General features: G+C 60.2%; 17 protein-coding genes. 8 read left to right on the top strand and 9 right to left on the bottom strand.

Annotated elements, in window-relative coordinates; genetic code table 11:
* Positions 1-37 precede the first annotated feature (37 nt).
* On the top strand, positions 38-1,540 hold the full coding sequence (nhaB, locus tag J2Y39_RS05920; protein ID WP_056785902.1) for a sodium/proton antiporter NhaB: 1,503 nt from the start codon (positions 38-40) through the stop codon (positions 1,538-1,540).
* A 160-nt stretch (positions 1,541-1,700) separates the two neighbouring features.
* Here nhaB and J2Y39_RS05915 read toward each other — a convergent pair whose 3' ends face one another.
* The 3 genes from J2Y39_RS05915 to gnd are packed head-to-tail and all read right to left on the bottom strand — an operon-like array spanning position 1,701 to position 5,019.
* The gene (locus J2Y39_RS05915) at positions 1,701-2,522 is read right to left on the bottom strand and encodes an HAD family hydrolase (RefSeq protein ID WP_310215895.1); all 822 of its coding nucleotides are present in this window, start codon (positions 2,520-2,522) and stop codon (positions 1,701-1,703) included.
* Positions 2,519-4,042, bottom strand: a complete 1,524-nt coding sequence (zwf, locus tag J2Y39_RS05910; protein ID WP_095179979.1) for a glucose-6-phosphate dehydrogenase — start codon at positions 4,040-4,042, stop codon at positions 2,519-2,521. The genes J2Y39_RS05915 and zwf overlap by 4 nt, the downstream gene beginning before the upstream one ends.
* Positions 4,039-5,019 carry a phosphogluconate dehydrogenase (NAD(+)-dependent, decarboxylating) gene (gene gnd, locus J2Y39_RS05905; protein WP_122507312.1) on the bottom strand — a complete coding sequence of 327 codons (981 nt, stop codon included), beginning with the start codon at positions 5,017-5,019 and terminating at the stop codon, positions 4,039-4,041. The genes zwf and gnd overlap by 4 nt, the downstream gene beginning before the upstream one ends.
* Before the next feature lie 275 nt (positions 5,020-5,294).
* Here gnd and J2Y39_RS05900 point away from each other — a divergent pair, with 275 nt between their 5' ends.
* From J2Y39_RS05900 to J2Y39_RS05890, 3 genes are all read left to right on the top strand, one after another.
* On the top strand, positions 5,295-5,477 hold the full coding sequence (locus J2Y39_RS05900) for a DUF6026 family protein (RefSeq protein ID WP_016774671.1): 183 nt from the start codon (positions 5,295-5,297) through the stop codon (positions 5,475-5,477).
* Positions 5,478-5,688: 211 nt separating this feature from the next.
* Positions 5,689-7,431 (top strand): phosphoethanolamine transferase CptA, encoded by a 1,743-nt coding sequence (locus J2Y39_RS05895; protein WP_150635362.1) that lies wholly within the window; start codon positions 5,689-5,691, stop codon positions 7,429-7,431.
* A gap of 176 nt (positions 7,432-7,607) precedes the next feature.
* The gene (locus J2Y39_RS05890) at positions 7,608-7,817 is read left to right on the top strand and encodes a hypothetical protein (protein ID WP_310215891.1); all 210 of its coding nucleotides are present in this window, start codon (positions 7,608-7,610) and stop codon (positions 7,815-7,817) included.
* Positions 7,818-7,933: 116 nt separating this feature from the next.
* On the opposite strand, the gene J2Y39_RS05885 is transcribed toward J2Y39_RS05890, so the two are convergent.
* The 3 genes from J2Y39_RS05885 to zapE all read right to left on the bottom strand — a co-directional run bounded on the left by J2Y39_RS05885 (position 7,934) and on the right by zapE (position 10,349).
* On the bottom strand, positions 7,934-8,431 hold the full coding sequence (locus J2Y39_RS05885; RefSeq protein WP_310215888.1) for a GNAT family N-acetyltransferase: 498 nt from the start codon (positions 8,429-8,431) through the stop codon (positions 7,934-7,936).
* A 200-nt stretch (positions 8,432-8,631) separates the two neighbouring features.
* A complete protein-coding gene (locus tag J2Y39_RS05880; protein ID WP_258708179.1) occupies positions 8,632-9,213 on the bottom strand; it encodes a DinB family protein in 582 nt (193 codons plus the stop codon).
* 17 nt (positions 9,214-9,230) lie between these two features.
* Positions 9,231-10,349, bottom strand: a complete 1,119-nt coding sequence (zapE, locus tag J2Y39_RS05875; protein WP_310215883.1) for a cell division protein ZapE — start codon at positions 10,347-10,349, stop codon at positions 9,231-9,233.
* Between the two features lie 263 nt (positions 10,350-10,612).
* On the opposite strand from zapE, the gene J2Y39_RS05870 reads away from it, so the two are divergent.
* Both J2Y39_RS05870 and J2Y39_RS05865 read left to right on the top strand, forming a co-directional pair.
* Positions 10,613-12,079 carry a nucleobase:cation symporter-2 family protein gene (locus J2Y39_RS05870; protein ID WP_110645241.1) on the top strand — a complete coding sequence of 489 codons (1,467 nt, stop codon included), beginning with the start codon at positions 10,613-10,615 and terminating at the stop codon, positions 12,077-12,079.
* A 65-nt stretch (positions 12,080-12,144) separates the two neighbouring features.
* Positions 12,145-12,618, top strand: coding sequence for an LEA type 2 family protein (locus J2Y39_RS05865; protein WP_310215879.1), 474 nt, complete (start codon positions 12,145-12,147; stop codon positions 12,616-12,618).
* 137 nt (positions 12,619-12,755) lie between these two features.
* On the opposite strand, the gene J2Y39_RS05860 is transcribed toward J2Y39_RS05865, so the two are convergent.
* Positions 12,756-13,679 (bottom strand): carbon-nitrogen hydrolase family protein, encoded by a 924-nt coding sequence (locus J2Y39_RS05860; protein ID WP_310215877.1) that lies wholly within the window; start codon positions 13,677-13,679, stop codon positions 12,756-12,758.
* 84 nt (positions 13,680-13,763) lie between these two features.
* Here J2Y39_RS05860 and J2Y39_RS05855 point away from each other — a divergent pair, with 84 nt between their 5' ends.
* On the top strand, positions 13,764-14,678 hold the full coding sequence (locus J2Y39_RS05855) for a LysR substrate-binding domain-containing protein (protein ID WP_150635368.1): 915 nt from the start codon (positions 13,764-13,766) through the stop codon (positions 14,676-14,678).
* Between the two features lie 6 nt (positions 14,679-14,684).
* Here J2Y39_RS05855 and J2Y39_RS05850 read toward each other — a convergent pair whose 3' ends face one another.
* Positions 14,685-14,939: a hypothetical protein gene (locus J2Y39_RS05850; protein ID WP_003224595.1), complete on the bottom strand. Its 255-nt coding sequence runs from the start codon at positions 14,937-14,939 to the stop codon at positions 14,685-14,687.
* Positions 14,940-15,093: 154 nt separating this feature from the next.
* Between J2Y39_RS05850 and J2Y39_RS05845 the strand changes: the two genes are divergently transcribed.
* Entirely contained in the window at positions 15,094-15,411 is a 318-nt protein-coding gene (locus tag J2Y39_RS05845; RefSeq protein ID WP_016774661.1) for a YqjD family protein, read from the top strand.
* 202 nt (positions 15,412-15,613) lie between these two features.
* Here J2Y39_RS05845 and J2Y39_RS05840 read toward each other — a convergent pair whose 3' ends face one another.
* Positions 15,614-16,642, bottom strand: coding sequence for an Ldh family oxidoreductase (locus J2Y39_RS05840; RefSeq protein WP_095179972.1), 1,029 nt, complete (start codon positions 16,640-16,642; stop codon positions 15,614-15,616).
* Between the last annotated feature and the right edge of the window lie 171 nt (positions 16,643-16,813).

Below are 16,813 nucleotides of genomic sequence, written 5' to 3'. Positions count from 1 at the left end.
CGGCAACTTTCGCGCTTCTAAATAAAAGGAGCAGCCGATGTCCGGTTCAATCGCCCAGGCGTTCGCGCACAACTTCCTCGGGCAATCGCCACGCTGGTACAAGGCGACCATCGTCGGTTTTCTCATTCTCAACGCCGTGGTGCTGTTCACCGTCGGGCCGGTCGCCGCAGGCTGGTTGCTGGTGATCGAATTCATCTTCACCCTGGCCATGGCCCTCAAGTGTTATCCGTTGATGCCTGGCGGCCTGCTGTTGATTGAAGCGTTGCTGTTGAAGATGACCACGCCGCAAGCGCTTTACGATGAGTTGCTGCACAACTTTCCGGTGATCCTGCTGCTGATGTTCATGGTTGCCGGCATCTACTTCATGAAAGATCTGCTGCTGTTTCTCTTCTCGCGGCTCCTGTTGGGCGTGCGCTCGAAAGCGATTCTGGCGCTGATGTTCTGCTTCTTGTCAGCGTTCCTCTCTGCGTTTCTGGATGCGCTGACCGTGACGGCGGTGATCATCAGTGCGGCTGTCGGCTTTTACTCGGTGTATCACCGCGTCGCGTCGGGCAATGATCCACGCAAGGACAGCGAATTCGCTGACGATCAGCATTTACCGTCGCGACACCATGAGGACTTGAATCAATTCCGCGCTTTCCTGCGCAGCCTGTTGATGCACGGAGCGGTCGGCACAGCGCTCGGTGGCGTCTGCACCTTGGTCGGTGAGCCGCAGAACCTGTTGATCGGCCATGAGATGGGCTGGCATTTCGGCGAGTTCTTCCAGAAAGTTGCCCCGGTTTCGCTGCCGGTACTGGCGGCGGGTCTGGTCACTTGCGTGCTGCTGGAGAAGCTGCGCTGGTTCGGATACGGCACGCTGCTGCCAGACAACGTCCGCGCCGTGTTGGCCAACTACGCCGCCGAGGACAACGCCAAACGCACGCCTCGTCAGACGGCGGCGCTGCTGGTGCAAGGGGCGGCGGCGCTTATCCTGATTGGATGCCTGGCGTTTCACTTGGCTGAAGTTGGCCTGATCGGGTTGATGGTAATCGTGTTGATCACCGCGTTTACCGGGATCACCGACGAGCATCGTCTGGGCAGCGCGTTCAAGGACGCCATGCCGTTTACTGCACTGCTGGTGGTGTTTTTTGCCGTGGTGGCGGTCATTCACGATCAGCATCTGTTCGTCCCACTGATCGAGTGGGTCTTGGCGCTGCCGATGGATCAACAGCCGGGCATGTTGTTCATCGCCAACGGCTTGCTCTCGGCGATCAGCGACAACGTATTCGTTGCGACCATTTACATTACCGAAGTGAAACAGGCTTTTCTCGCAGGGCACATGACTCGCGAGCACTTCGAGACATTGGCGATTGCGATCAATACCGGCACCAACCTGCCGAGCGTGGCGACACCGAATGGTCAGGCAGCGTTTCTGTTCCTGCTGACCTCGGCGATTGCACCGCTGGTGCGGTTGTCATACGGGCGCATGGTGTGGATGGCGGTGCCGTATACCGTGGTGATGGGACTGCTGGGCTGGTATGCGGTGAGCTATTGGCTCTAAGCAACACTGAATAAACCTGTGGGTTACCGGGGTTTGCACGCGCCGCGAAAACCTGTGGGAGCGAGCCTGCTCGCGAAGAGGTCGTGTCAGGCAACGAATCTGTTGAATGACACACCGCCTTCGCGAGCAGGCTCGCTCCCACATTGGTTTTGGTGTTGGGTCAGTGCGTGAGGATGTATTTCTCGATCGCCAGGACCACGCCGTCTTCAGTGTTTGGCGCTGTAACGACATCAGCCTGGTGCTTCACCGCCTCTTCCGCCTGGCCCATGGCAATCGAAAAGCCAGCGCATTTGAACATCGCCGGGTCGTTGCCGCCGTCGCCGATGACAGCGGTTTGCTCCAGCGGCACGCCGAGGTATTCGGCGATGGTCGTCAATGCCGTGCCTTTGTTGGCCTCAAGCGCCGTAACGTCGAGATACACCGGCTGCGAGCGCGACACTTGCGCCATGCCGTTGACCTTGGGCAACAACTGCGCCTCCAGCTCAATCAGCAACTCAGTGTTGTTGCTGGTAGCGACGATCTTGTCGATGCGCTCCAGATACGGTTCAAAACTCTCGACCACCACCGGCGGATAGCCGAGGCCACTCTGTTCACGTGGGACCATCGGCCCGTGCGGGTCCTTGAGCAGCCAGTCGCCGCCGCTGAACACCCAGATTTCCACCTCCGGTTGATCGGCAAACAGTGCCAGTGCGATCAGCGCTGTGGTCGCCGGCAAATAATGCGCGGCCAACAGCGTGCCGTCCGGTTTGACGATGGTGCCGCCATTGAACGCCGCTGTCGGCAGATCAACGCCTAGCGCCTCGATCTGCTGCAACATGGCTTTCGGCGGGCGGCCGCTGGCGAGGCTGAACAGCACGCCGGCCTCGCGCAACGAGCGCACGGCTTCGATGGTGCGTTGGTTCAGCGTGTGATCCGGCAGCAACAGCGTGCCGTCCATGTCGCTGAGCAGAAAACGTATGGGTTGTTTCGGCAAATCACTCATCCCAGGCCGTGCCAGACGCGACCATCGCGAGTCAGGAGATCTTCCGCTGCTTGCGGGCCATCTTCGCCGGCAGCATACGTCTCGACGCTCGCATCCTGCTGCCAGGCATCAAGGAAAGGCTGCACGGCTCGCCAACCGTTCTCGATGTTGTCGGCACGCTGGAACAGCGTCTGATCACCGGTCAGGCAGTCGTAGATCAAGGTTTCGTAGCCGGTGGAAGGCTGCATCTCGAAAAAGTCCTTGTAGGCAAAGCCCAACTCGATGTTGGCCATGTTCAGCGCCGGCCCGGGCCGCTTGGCCAGCAAGTCGAACCACATGCCTTCGTTTGGCTGGATCTGGATACGCAGGTAAGTTGGCTGCAACTCGTCGACTTCGGTGTCGCGGAACTGCGCATAAGGCGCTGGTTTGAAGCAGATGACGATTTCGGTGTCGCGCACGCTCATGCGCTTGCCGGTGCGCAGATAGAACGGCACGCCGACCCAGCGCCAGTTGTCGATCATCACCTTGAGCGCCACGTAGGTTTCCGTGGTGCTGTCGGGCGACACGTTGGCTTCTTCGCGATAACCCTTCAATGGCTGGCCATCGCGCTCGCCGGCGCTGTACTGGCCGCGCACCGAGTTGGCCCGGGCCTCCTCTGTCGACCAGGGACGAATCGCCCCGACCACTTTGGCCTTCTCGCCACGCACCGCGTCAGCGCCGAAAGCAGCCGGCGGTTCCATGGCCACCATGGCCAACAGCTGGAACAGGTGATTGGGCACCATGTCGCGCAGTGCGCCGGTGTGTTCGTAAAAGCTGCCACGGGTTTCCACACCGACGGTTTCCGCCGCGGTGATCTGCACGTGGTCGATGTAATGATTGTTCCAGAACGCTTCGAACAGGCTGTTGGAGAACCGGCTGACCAGAATGTTCTGCACGGTTTCCTTGCCCAGGTAATGGTCGATCCGGTAGATCTGCTTCTCGCTCATGACCTTGAGCAGGCACGCGTTCAAGGCTTCGGCGGTGTGCAGATCGGAGCCGAACGGCTTCTCGATCACCACTCTTCTGAACGCTTCGGGAGTTTCTTCAAGCAAACCGGCGCTGCCGAGGCGGCGCACCACTTCACTGAAAAATCGTGGCGCGGTGGCCAGGTAGAACACCGCATTGCCGGTGCCGCTGTCGGCGATTTTCGCCGCCAGGGCTGAATAGGTGCTGTCGTCGAGGAAGTCGCCCTGGACGTAGCTGATGCCTTTGGCGAGCTTGGCCCACAAGACCGGATCAAGCATCTGATCGCCCTTGCCGACCTTCGCCGCCACTTCGGTACGGATGAAGTCTTCGAGCTTCTGCGCAAAGGCTTCATCGGTAATGGCGTTGTGATCAACGCCGACGATCCGCAGGTTTTCGTCGAGCAGACCGTCGCGACTGAGGTTGTACAGCGCCGGCATGAGCAGGCGCTTGACCAGGTCGCCGTGGGCACCGAACAAGAACAGCGTGGTCGGTGGTGCGGGTTCTGCCTTGGATTTTCTGCGGATCGTACGGGTCATTTTTTCGCGGTCTCCACGTGGCCGCCGAAGCCGAAGCGTTGTGCCGACAGGATCTTGTCACCGAAGGTGCCCTGCCCGCGCGAGCGGTAACGGGAGAACAGCGAGTTGGACAGCACCGGTACCGGCACCGCTTGCTCCATGGCCGCTTCGATGGTCCATTGGCCTTCGCCGCTGTCAGCTACCGAGCCGGAGAAACCGTCGAGCTTCGGATCGCTGGCCAGTGCGTCGGCAGTCAGGTCAAGCAACCACGACGACACCACGCTGCCACGACGCCAGACTTCAGCGATATCGGCCACGTTCAGATCAAATCGCTGATCTTCCGGCAAGCGTTCGCTGGATTTGGTCTTGAGAATATCGAAGCCCTCGGCGAACGCGGCCATCATGCCGTACTCGATGCCGTTGTGAATCATCTTCACGAAGTGCCCGGCGCCGGCGGGACCGGCGTGGATATAGCCATGCTCGGCGCGGTGGTCATCGGACTTGCGATCCTTGGTGCGCGGAATGTCGCCCATGCCCGGCGCCAGTGCGGCGAACAGCGGATCGAGACGTTTGACCGTCTCGGCGTCGCCGCCAATCATCATGCAATAACCGCGTTCCAGGCCCCAGACGCCGCCGGAGGTGCCGACGTCGATGTAGTGCAGGCCCTTCTCGTTCAGCGTCTTGGCGCGACGAATGTCGTCCTTGTAGTTGGTGTTGCCGCCGTCGATGATCGTATCGCCGGGCTCAAGCAGTTCGCTCAGGGTGTTGATGGTATCTTCGGTCGGTGCGCCCGCCGGCAGCATGACCCAGACCGCGCGCGGCTTGTCGAGGCCGGCAACCAGTGCTGGCAAGTCGGCGACGCCAGTGGAGCCCTCGGCGACCAGGTTATCGATGAAAGCGGTATTGCGGTCGTAAACAACGGTGGTGTGCCCGTTGAGCATCAGACGTCGCGCAATATTGCCGCCCATGCGGCCCAGTCCAATAATCCCGAGTTGCATGTGCTGATGCTCCTTACTACAAATAAATGTGTGTCATTGGTTATAGCCCAACGCGACTGATGGAGGTTAGTCCAGAGCGTTGCGATGAAGTTTCCGGGCATTGTGCCCGATCCAGAGTGATAACGCCCCGAATCCTGCCGAAGACACACCGACCATGAAAAATAAAAAAGTTCCCTTCCAGGGCAAAAGAAATCAAAATTGGCGCCGATAGTAAGTCAAGCGCCTCAAAACGAGGAGTGACTTACAGTTGATGCACGCCATTTGCGAGGTGAGCAATGGGCACAGTACATACAGCAATGCCGCCACAAACCCTCTACGTTACGATCCGTCGCGATGAATTGCGCCAGTTGAAAGACGAGCGCGACCAGTTGAAGCACGAATTGGCGCAATTGCGCGCACTGACCCAGGGCTCGCAGCCGCAACCTCGTCCGGTTGTGCAGCGCGCACCCCACGCCTGATCCCCGCCTGCTTCGGGAACGGCCCTCGTCGTTCCCGACACGTTGCACCTCTGACCGCTTGATACACACCAACAGCGGCGCTTAACAAATCTTTCACAAGCCCTTGGGGATACTCCGCCCCATTCTGGCCGTGCCTGCGTGTACGGCCTCTGTTCGTCGGTGTCATGGAAGCGTTTCCGGCGTGGGTCTGATGATTGAGCTGGAGCGCTGAATGGCATTGTTCAAACGCAGCAAAACGACTGCGACCGGTTTCGACTGGGCCGGATTCATCTGGTTGTTCGTCTTCTTCTGGTACTTCTCGGGCATCACTCAACTGCTGATCCAGCTGACCGGCACGTCTGGTTTCACGGGATTCCGTCAGGCATTCGTGATGAGCGCGCTGTGGCTGGCGCCGATGCTGCTGTTCCCCAAACAGACGCGTCTGCTTGCGGCAATCATCGGTGTGGTGCTGTGGGCTTGCTCGATGGCCAGCCTGGGTTACTTCTTCATTTATCAGCAGGAATTCTCGCAGAGCGTCATCTTCATCATGTTCGAGTCGAACGTGTCGGAAGCGGGCGAGTACATGACGCAGTATTTCGCCTGGTGGATGATCCCGGCGTTCCTCGCCCATACCGCGTTCGCCTACTTTCTGTGGACGCGCCTGCGCCCGGTGTACATGCCCCGTGGTCGCGCACTGGTTGCAGCCACCGCAATCGTGATCGCCGTCGCCGGCTACCCGCTGATCAAACAAACCATGCGCATGGGCAATTTCGCCGAAGGCTTCGAGAAATTCGAAACCCGCATCGAGCCCGCCGTGCCGTGGCAGATGGCCGTGGCCTATCACCGCTATCTGGAAACGCTGGGGGACATGCAAGGCATGCTCGACAGCGCGAGCAAGATCCCGCCGCTGAAAAACCTCAAGGACGCCTCGGCCGGGCAACCGGCGACGCTGGTGCTGGTCATCGGTGAATCGACCAACCGCCAGCGCATGAGCCTCTACGGTTATCCGCGCAGCACCACGCCGGAACTGGACAAACTCAAGGATCAACTGGCGATCTTCGACAACGTCATCACCCCGCGCCCGTACACCATCGAAGCGCTGCAGCAAGTGCTGACCTTCGCCGACGAGCAGAACCCCGACCTGTACCTGTCGACGCCATCGCTGGTCAGCGTGATGAAACAGGCCGGTTACAAGACGTTCTGGATCACCAACCAGCAGACCATGACCAAGCGCAACACCATGCTCACGACCTTCTCCGAACAGGCCGACGAGCAGGTGTACCTGAACAACAACCGCAACCAGAACTCGGCGCAGTACGATGGCGACGTCATCGAGCCGTTCAACAAGGCGCTGGCCGATGCGGCGCCGCGCAAGCTGATCGTCGTGCACCTGCTCGGCACGCACATGAGCTACCAGTACCGATATCCGCCGACGTTCGACAAGTTCAAGGATCGCCAGGGCGTTCCGGCTGGCGTGCGTGACGATCAGGTACCGACCTACAACAGCTATGACAATGCCGTGCTGTACAACGACTTCGTGGTCTCGAGCCTGATCAAGGACTACGCCAAGACCGACCCGAATGGCTTCCTGCTGTACCTCTCCGACCACGGTGAAGATGTCTTCGACTCCGCCGGTCACGGCACGCTGGGGCGCAACGAAAACAAACCGACCGCGCCGATGTACACCATCCCGTTCATGGCCTGGGCCTCGCCGAAGTGGAAGGAAAACCACGACTGGAACTTCGCCGGCGACCTCAGCCGCCCGTACAGCAGCTCGCAACTCATTCACACCTGGGCGGATCTGGCCGGGTTGAGTTCCGATGAACTGGATCGCAGCAAAAGCCTGGTCAGCGACAGCTTTGTACCGCGCAAGCTGTTGATTGGCGACCCGTACCAGGCGCCGAGGCGCGCGTTGATTGACTTCAGTTTGATGAAGCCCAAACACCCTGCTCCGGCGGAAGTCGCGCAGAAGTAAAACGACAAAGGGCCGAGAAGGCCCTTTTTTGTGCCCATCGGCCGCAGTGTTTCTGTAATACGCCGCAATATTTGCGCTGAACCAGCGTTAACCCATTGTTAATGGCCGCGACGCAGACTTCTTTCGCGGTCTGCTTCACGGACGAACCGACTCCCACTTGTTCAGTAGGAGGCACCATGAAAACCATTACCTTCATTCTCACCACCCTGCTCGCCCTCGGCTCCACCAGCGCCTTCGCTGAAGGCGGTGCCGAACGCATGCGTTATTACTACGACAATTTCCCGGTCCAGCACGCGCAAAGCGAGCAAAAGGCCGACGCCAGTGCGAGAGAAATTCGCGTCCCTGCTGACCAGACGGCGCAGGTGACCGAGTCCTATCGCGACTGAGCATTACCGAGCAACCGATGGACCTTCCGTGGCTCCGCTCTGGCCCGGGAGATGACAGTTCAGGCGCCCTGATCGGGGCGCCTTTTTTTATGTTGGTGATTGGCGGTGAGGAGCCTTCAGGCCTGCAAATCCTTTATCCAGAACAGCATCCGCCCGTGATCCGGATTGAACATCCCCGGTGCAAAGCCGAATTTGCGATATGAACCCTGCGCCACCGCATTGCCTTCCAGCACTTCCAGGGTGATTTTGCAGCAGCCGCGCTGACGGGCGATCTCTTCTACCTTCTGCAGCATTTTCTGACTGAGCCCCAGGCCGCGAAATTTGCCGACCACGGCGACGTCGTGAACGTTGACCAGCGGTTTACAGGCGAAAGTCGAGAAGCCTTCAAAGCAGTTGACCAGCCCGGCCGGTTCACCGCCGACGAAGGCCAGCACGCTGAAGGCATGCGGGCGGCGGGCGAGCTCTTCGGGCAGGCGTTGCAGCAGTTCGGGCGCGATCGGATGACCGCCGCCCATGGGATCTTCGGCGTAGTGGTTGAGCACGATGCCGATGGCTTCGGCGTGCACCGGGTTGCTGTAGCTGGCCTGAAGTACGAGTATTTCTGCGAAATCCATTTCCATCCCCGATAAGCAAAAAGCCCCGGCGCGCAAGGTGCTAGCTGAAAGGCCTGGGGGGGACCTTAGCTTGGGTGCGCCGGAGAGGGCAACTTGAAAAGCTGAAGATCAAAAGATCGCAGCCTCGTTGCACTCGTCAGCTCCTACGATCCGATACGTGTAGGAGTTGACGAGTGCAACGAGGCTGCGATCTTTCGTGGTCAGTGGCCCCAGATGAGCTCTTCGGTCCAGCCCAGTTCGGCGAAGTCTTCGGCGCGCAATGCGCTTTCGCCGACACAGAAAAATTCATCCAGTTGCGGTGGCTTGACCGCCGTGCCGCTGAGCATGGCGTGCACCTGGCCACGATGATGGAGCTGGTGCTCGAACAGGTGCGAGAGCATGCGCAGGCGGCTGTCATGTTGCGGCATGTCACGGGCGATGGTGACGATTCTCGACAGGTCGGCATCGCGCAGTTGCTCGCAATAGGCGATCAGGCGGCGATCAACGCGGGCCTGTTCTGCACGCAGCGCCGCAGCCTCGGTAAACGGCTCGTCTGCATTGAAGAACACGTAGCAATCAGGGTGTGGCTCGTCCCCGCGCAATTCCCGCTCCAGCGCATCAACGTAGAACCAGTCGCAGGTGAGGATGTGATTGAGCGTGAGGCGGATGCTGGGGAAGAAGCTCACCTGTGGCGCCGCCAGTTCAGTGGTGTCGAGCTGGCTCCAGGCCTTTGCCAGGCGGTGATTGGCCCAGGCATTCTGATAGGCCATGGTCAGCAAATGATGGGACAGCGGTTGACTCATGTCGGCGCCCTCTTCTTTCAGGCTTCAGCGAAGCGCTGCAATTGCATCTCCTGCAAACGGCTGAGGGTGCGGCGGAACGGGAATTCCAGGTAGCCCTCGGTGTATAGCGCGTCCATCGGTACGCTTGCCTCGACGTACAGCGGCACCTTGCGGTCGTAGCATTCGTCGACCAGCGCGATAAAGCGGCGAACGCCGTCGTCATGCACCGATAACTGCGGCAATTCCCGGTCACCGGCGACCACGCGTTCAGCGCCATCTTCGGTGCCCCGCGCAATGCGCCCTTCGCGTTTTTGTGCGCTGAGGTTCGGCACTTCGCTCAACAGAATAGCCCGGTAGCGATCACACAGGGCAATGAAGTCCATGGCGGCGAAAGGTTGTTCGCACAGATCGCTGTAGCGGCACCACAGCACCGATTCGCTGGCTTGCACGACGCTGAGCGTGCGATGGCCCACGGCGACTGGCTCATCGCTGACAGTCTCATCTACAGCCAGCGACTTGAACATGGCACCCAGTGCGCTCGGTGAATCGGCTTCATTGACAAAATAGCGCTGCTCGATCGCTCCGGGATGCAAGCGATGATCCTCGGCACCATTCACCGCCACCACTGTCATGTGTGCCTTGATCGCCGCAATCGCCGGCGTGAAACGGTCGCGATTGAAGCCGTCCGCGTACAGATCATCAGGCGGCAGGTTGGACGTGCAGACCACCACTACGCCTTCCTCGAACATCACCTGAAACAGCCGGCCGAGAATGATCGCGTCGCCGATGTCATTGACGAACAGTTCATCGAAGCACAGCACGCGCACTTCGCCGGCCAGCTCTTTGGCCAAGGCGCGCAACGGATCGGCGATGCCACTGAGTTGAAATGAACGCTGATGTACCCAGCCCATGAAGTGATGAAAGTGCTGACGCCGCGCCGGCACCCGCAGGCTCTGATAGAACTGATCCATCAGCCAGGTCTTGCCGCGCCCGACCGGCCCCCACAGGTACACGCCGCTGATCGAAGGGGCACCGGCGTGCAAGGCTTCATGGCATTTCTGTAAGGCCCAGACCGCGTGTTCCTGAGCTTCATCCTGGATGAAACCCTTGTGGTCGACCGCGTATTGCCAGGCACTGAGGGGAGAGTCGAAAGTCATGCGCGGGAGTATGCCACGGGCGATTGGCCATTGCTGATTAACGGGCGTGGACGATCATTGTGGGAGCGAGCCTGCTCGCGAAGGCGGCTCGTCAGTCACCGAGATGCAGACTGAGCCACCGCTTTCGCGAGCAGGCTCGCTCCCACATAGGCAGTAAAACCTGACCTTTCAGGCAGTTATTGCTCGTTGCCCTCGCCGCCCTCTTCCGGCATTCTGCGCACCCATTTTCTGACCCGGCCCCGCCTTGCGGCGCGCACATCACCATGACCGCCTCTGACAAAACCCCGCGCAACAACGACCTGATCTACGGTCTCAACGACCGTCCGCACCTGACCGCCACGGTGTTCGCCGCGTTGCAGCATGTGCTGGCGAGTTTCGTCGGCATCATTACCCCGACCCTGATCATGGGCGGCGCCCTCGGTCTGCACAGTGAAATCCCCTACCTGATCAGCATGGCGCTGTTCGTCTCCGGCCTTGGCACCTTTGTCCAGGCCAAGCGCTTCGGCCCGGTGGGGTCGGGTCTGCTGTGTCTGCAAGGCACCAGTTTTTCCTTTATCAGCGTGATTCTCAGCGCCGGATTCATGGTCAAGGCGCGCGGCGGTGGCACTGACGAAATCCTCTCGACGATCTTCGGCGTGTGCTTCTTCGCTGCGTTCATTGAAGTGGTGCTCAGCCAGTTCATCGGCAAACTGCGCATGCTGATCACGCCGGTGGTGACCGGCACGATCATCACGCTGATGGGCCTGTCGCTGATCAAAGTGGCGATGACCGACATCGCCGGCGGCTTCGGGGCGCCTGATCTCGGCGCGGCCAGCCATGTGTTTCTGGCGGCGCTGGTGATCGGCACCATCGTTGTGCTGAACCGAGTCGACGTGCCGTTTCTGCGGCTGGGCGCGATCGTCATCGGCCTGACGCTCGGCTACGTGGTGGCATGGCTGATGGGCACGGTGGATTTCGCTTCGATGCCCGAAGTGCCGCTGGTCAGCGTGCCGGTGCCGTTCAAGTACGGTTTCAACTTCGATTGGGTGGCGTTCGTGCCGGTGGCGGTGATTTTCCTCGTGTCGCCGCTGGAAGCGGCCGGTGACCTGACCGCCAACTCGATGATCTCGCGGCAACCGGTGAAAGGCCCGCTGTACATCCGCCGGATCAAATCCGGCCTGCTCGCCGATGGTCTCAACTCGGCCATGGCGGCAGTGTTCAACAGCATGCCGATGGTGACCTTTGCGCAGAACAACGGCGTGATCCAATTGACCGGCGTGGCCAGCCGCTACGTGGCGTTTTTCATCGCCGGGCTGCTGGTGTTGCTCGGTTTGTTCCCGATGATCGGCGCGGTGCTGCAACTTATGCCGAAACCGGTGCTGGGTGGCGCTGAACTGGTGATGTTCGGCACCGTCGCCGTGGCCGGAATCAAGATCCTCGCCGAGGCCGGCCTGCATCGACGCAACATGCTGATCGTGGCGATCTCGCTGGGCATGGGCCTGGGTATTGCGGCGGTGCCGGAAGTCCTGCGCGAACTGCCGCAAGCGCTGCGCAACATCTTCGAATCGCCAATCACTGTCGGTGCGTTGTGCGCTATCGTGCTGAACATCTTCCTGCCCGAGGAATTCATCGAGCTGGAAGAAGACGATTTCGACCCGGAAGCTTCGATCCTGCAGGTCATGGAAAACCCCGACGTCACCGCCAAAGGTGAACCCGGCCAAGCGGCGGCTGTCGCACAGTTGAACCGCTGACGTCGAGCCTTGGCAAAAAGGGCTGCACCGGCAACGGTTCAGCCCTTTTTTGTCGAGAGATTTTTATGCGCCGCCTCCACGCCGTCATCCTGTCGCTTCTGCTGTTGTCGCTCAGCGCCTGCGCATTGTTTCCCAATCGCGACCCGGTGAACATCAACGTGGTCGGCCTCGAACCGTTGCCCAGCCAGGAACTGGAAGTGCGCTTCGCGATCAAGTTGCGCGTGCAGAACCCCAATGAAACGGCGATCGATTACAACGGCATCGCCCTGGATCTGGAGGTCAATGGTCATTCGCTGGCTTCGGGTGTGAGCGATCAGAGCGGTTCGATCCCGCGCTTCTCTGAAGCCATTGTCACAGTGCCGGTCAGCGTCTCGGCGTTCTCGGTGCTGCGCCAGACATTGGGGCTGAGCCAGACGCAAAGCCTCGATAATCTGCCCTACGTGCTGCGCGGCAAACTGGCGGGCGGGTTGTTTGGCACGATGCGCTTTACCGACAGCGGCAAGTTGAGCCTGCCCAAGGTGAGTGCGGCGACTTGGTAAAAAGTTTTCTGATCGGGCACCGATCCCTGTGGGAGCTGGCTTGCCAGCGATAGCGGTGCATCTGCCAAAAAGATGTCGACTGACATGGCCCCATCGCTGGCAAGCCAGCTCCCACAGGTTCAAAACAAGTATCAAGGTCAGGAGTTGAACCGCACCCCCGGCTTCGCACGCTCATCAACGGTCAACTCGAAGACATCCGGCCGCGCGTAGTGGCCGACCACATCGTAGTCATACCGCGCGCGGATCAGTTCATCAGTGTCGATTTCCGCCGTGAGCAAGCCCGCTTCCCCGCGCAACGGCCCCGCCAGCACATCGCCCATCGGACCGACGATCACGCTGCCACCGGCAATCAACGGTCGATCACCCGGCCAATTGGCAATCTCCACCCCCAAATCATCCGGCGAGGCCTGCACCTGACAGGCGCTGACCACGAAACAGCGGCCTTCGTGGGCGATGTGGCGCATGCTGACCTGCCACATCTCGCGCTCGTCCACGGTCGGCGCGCACCAGACCTCAACGCCCTTGGCATACATCGCCGTGCGCAGCAGCGGCATCATGTTTTCCCAGCAGACCACGGCGCCAAGCTTGCCGACCTGGGTGTCGAACACCGGCAGCGTCGAGCCATCACCCTTGCCCCAGATCAGTCGCTCGGTGCCGGTGGGCATGAGCTTGCGGTGTTTGCCGATCAGCCCGGCCTGCGGATCGAAATACAGCACCGTGCAATACAACGTGCTGCCAGCGCGCTCGATCACGCCGATCACCAGATTGGCTCCGGTGCGCGCTGACAATCCGGCCAGCGCTTCGGTTTCGGCGCCCGGTACATCGATGGCGTTGGCAAAATAACGCGCGAACGCCTCACGCCCCTCGGGCAGTCGATAGCCCAATTGGGTGCCGAAGCCCTCGCCTTTCGGGTAACCACCGAGCAAGGCTTCCGGCATCACCACCAACGCAGCGCCGGATTCGCGGATTGCGTCTTCCCAAGCAAGGATCTGTTCAAGGGTTTCGCCTTTGCCGCCGGGCAATGCACCGATCTGCAACGCCGCCACTATGGATTTGGCCATCGTATTTACTCCATCAGGTTCAGGTGTTGCCGATTCTCCGGCGTCACGCGATCATGAATAAAGCCCTGCCGACTGCTGAATGATATGAGCCAAATGAATATCGCCGACATTGACCTCAACCTGCTGAAAGTCTTCGAAGCGCTGCACGACGAATCCAGTGCCAGTCGCGCCGCCCTGCGCCTGGGCGTAACGCAATCGGCAGTCAGCGCGGCATTGCGCCGCTTGCGTGAGGTGTATGGCGATCAGTTGTTCGTGCGCACCGGGCGCGGACTGGCGCCGACCCTGCAAGCCAATCAGCTGAAACCGGTGATCAGCGATGCGCTCAACAAATGCCGGCAAAGTCTGGCCATGCTCGATCCGGCGGCCAATCAATACGAAGGACGCTCGGTGGCGATCGGTCTGTCAGATGATTTTGAAATTGCCTACGGGCGCCACTTGATCGAGGAAATCGCCCGCCGTGCGCCGAAGCTGCGGTTGATATTTCGCCAGACCCACAGCCAGATCGTTGCCCGCGCGCTGATGGAACGCAGCATCGACCTGGCGATCACTGCCGGCGGCTTTTCCGAGCGCCTGCTCAGTCGTCAGGTGTTGGGGGAAGGCGGATATGCGTGTCTGGTCGACCCTGCCAGTCTCGCGCCAGGCCAACAGCAGATCGCGTTGCAAGAGTTCGTTGAACGCGAGCACATTCTGGTGTCGTCGGGCGGCTTTATCGGTATCACCGATGAGGGATTGGCGGCAGTGGGCTTGAGCCGGCGAGTCTGCGCGTCGACCACGCATTTCGCCGCGCTGCCCTTCCTGCTCAAGGGCAGTCAGGCGGTGGCGACCATCCCGGCCCATGCCGCCGCAAGCATCGCGGCGCTGAGCGGGCTGGCGTTGCTGCCCTGCCCTTTGGCTTTACCGCGCTATCCGGTGGAACTGGGCTGGCGCACCAGCACGCAGATCGATCCGGTGCTGTTCAAGGTTCGCGAGGCGATTGCCGCCACGTTCAGCCAGGCGTGAAGCGGATTATTTGTTCGCCGCCATCAGGCGATTGACTTCACTGCGCACCATGTTGGCGAACTCCGGCGGCGACATGCCGTCCAGTTCGGCGCGGACCCACTCCGCCCATTTGCCCTTGCGCTTGGAGCGCTCCCCAAACAAGCGCGCGGCTTCGCCTTTGGCTTTGCCCAGATTGTTCTGCCAGAGTTCGAACAGACGGGATTTCTCATCTTCCAGCGCTGCGCGCTCTGCGAGGGATTTGTCGGCCAGATTGAAACTCATGGGGATTTATCCTGCTGCGTAAAATGGCGACATCTTACACGCTCGATGGAAATCTCCGGTGCAGGTTTTTCCCTTCTCCACGAATGACATGCAACTTTTGGCCTGCCGCTACACTCCATTGGTCACTGTCCATTCACCTGCAAGGAGTCACCCAATGGCCCGTAAAACCGCCTCGCAAGCTGCCGAAGAGCAAATCAAGGATCAAGCTTTCAGCGAGCTTCAGGCTCTGATCGAAGAATCGGACAAACTGCTCAAGAGCAGCGCTTCACTGGTCGGCGAAGAAGCAGAAACACTGCGTGCACAAATCGCCCAGAAACTGCAGCTGGCACTGGATTCGGTATCCAGCGTGCGCGATCGCACCAAACCCGCCGTCGAAGCCACCGAAAACTACATCGGTGGTCACCCTTGGCAAACCGTGGCGATCTCCGCCGGTTTCGGCCTGGTGGTGGGCCTGCTGCTCGGCCGTCGCTGAGTTCCAGCGCTATAAAAAAAGCGAGCCTTCCGGTTCGCTTTTTTTATGCCAACCGCTTTGCTTTTCGATTACTGAATTCAACTCGGTATCCCAAGCGGCGTACCTCGCTCAAACCACGCGGTCAGTCCCCTCTCCCCCCGGGAGAGGGCTAGGGTGAGGGGCTTTTGACCTTGTCACTGCAATCGTCAGAACAACAAAAGACTCACTCCCCCGCCAACTCCCGCAACTGCCCCAGCGTCTGCTCATCCAGTACGATCCCTTGCGCCATTGAACGACTGCGCTGCAAATGCCGGCGATCCCCCGGCAGCCGCTTGAGCCCGACCCCGTGCATCTGCCGTACCAATTCCTCGCTGCGCTGGGCAAAGCTCTGCCCCGCCGCTTTGCTCGGGTCGATCACAATCAACAGCTGACCTGTCCACGGGGTTTTCGCGCCGGGATGGTTGGACCAGTCAAACTCGAATGAGAAATTGCCGCCGGTCAATGCCGCCGCCAGCAACTCGACCATCATCGACAGCGCCGAGCCTTTATGGCCGCCAAACGGCAACAAGGCGCCGCCTTCGAGAATCGCTTTGGGGTCCTGGGTCGGCTGGCCGAGGCTGTCGACGCCCATGCCGGCCGGGAGTTTTTCACCCTTGCGCGCTGCGATTTGCACATCGCCATGAGCGATGGCGCTGGTGGCAAGATCGAACACAATCGGCGCGGCGTTGGCCCTTGGCGCGGCGAAGGCAATCGGATTGGTACCGAACAATGGCCGATCAGCGCCATGGGGCACCACGCAGGTCATGCTGTTGACCACGCTCAGCGCCACCAGACCTTCGTCGGCGAAGGGCTCGACATCCGGCCACAAAGCGGCGAAATGATGCGAGTTGCGAATTGCCAGGACTGCGATGCCGGCATGACGCGCCTTCTCGATCAGCAGTGGTCGGGCCGCTGCCAACGCTGGCTGGGCAAAACCGTTGCCAGCGTCAACCCGGACAAACCCCGGCGCGACATCTTCAACCTGTGGCACGGCATGGCCATTGACCCAGCCGCTTTTCAGCGTCGAGACATAACCGGGGATGCGAAACACGCCATGACTATGAGCGCCGTCGCGTTCGGCGTTGGCGCAGTTGACGGCGAGTACCCGTGCGACTTCGCTGGAGGTGCCGTGGCGCAGAAAAATCGTTTCAAGCAGTTGCGTCAGTGCTTCGAGGGACACTGTGGACGAGCCATGATCGTGTGGCGCAGACATCTGAAGCTCCAGAATGATTATTGGAGGGAACAACAGCGTACGGTCGATTTTGCCCACCGATTAACCCTGTCCGAGCTGCCAGCTGTCAACCCTTCGATTCATTGCCATCGGTTGGCGCGCCCTGATGCACATTTTGATCTCGGTACGTGCGGTAACTGTCTACCGCAAGTG

It is taken from the genome of Pseudomonas sp. 2957 (assembly GCF_031456345.1).
In the GTDB taxonomy this organism is placed as follows: domain Bacteria; phylum Pseudomonadota; class Gammaproteobacteria; order Pseudomonadales; family Pseudomonadaceae; genus Aquipseudomonas; species Aquipseudomonas siliginis.
This window is presented reverse-complemented; position numbering and strand designations above follow the sequence as displayed.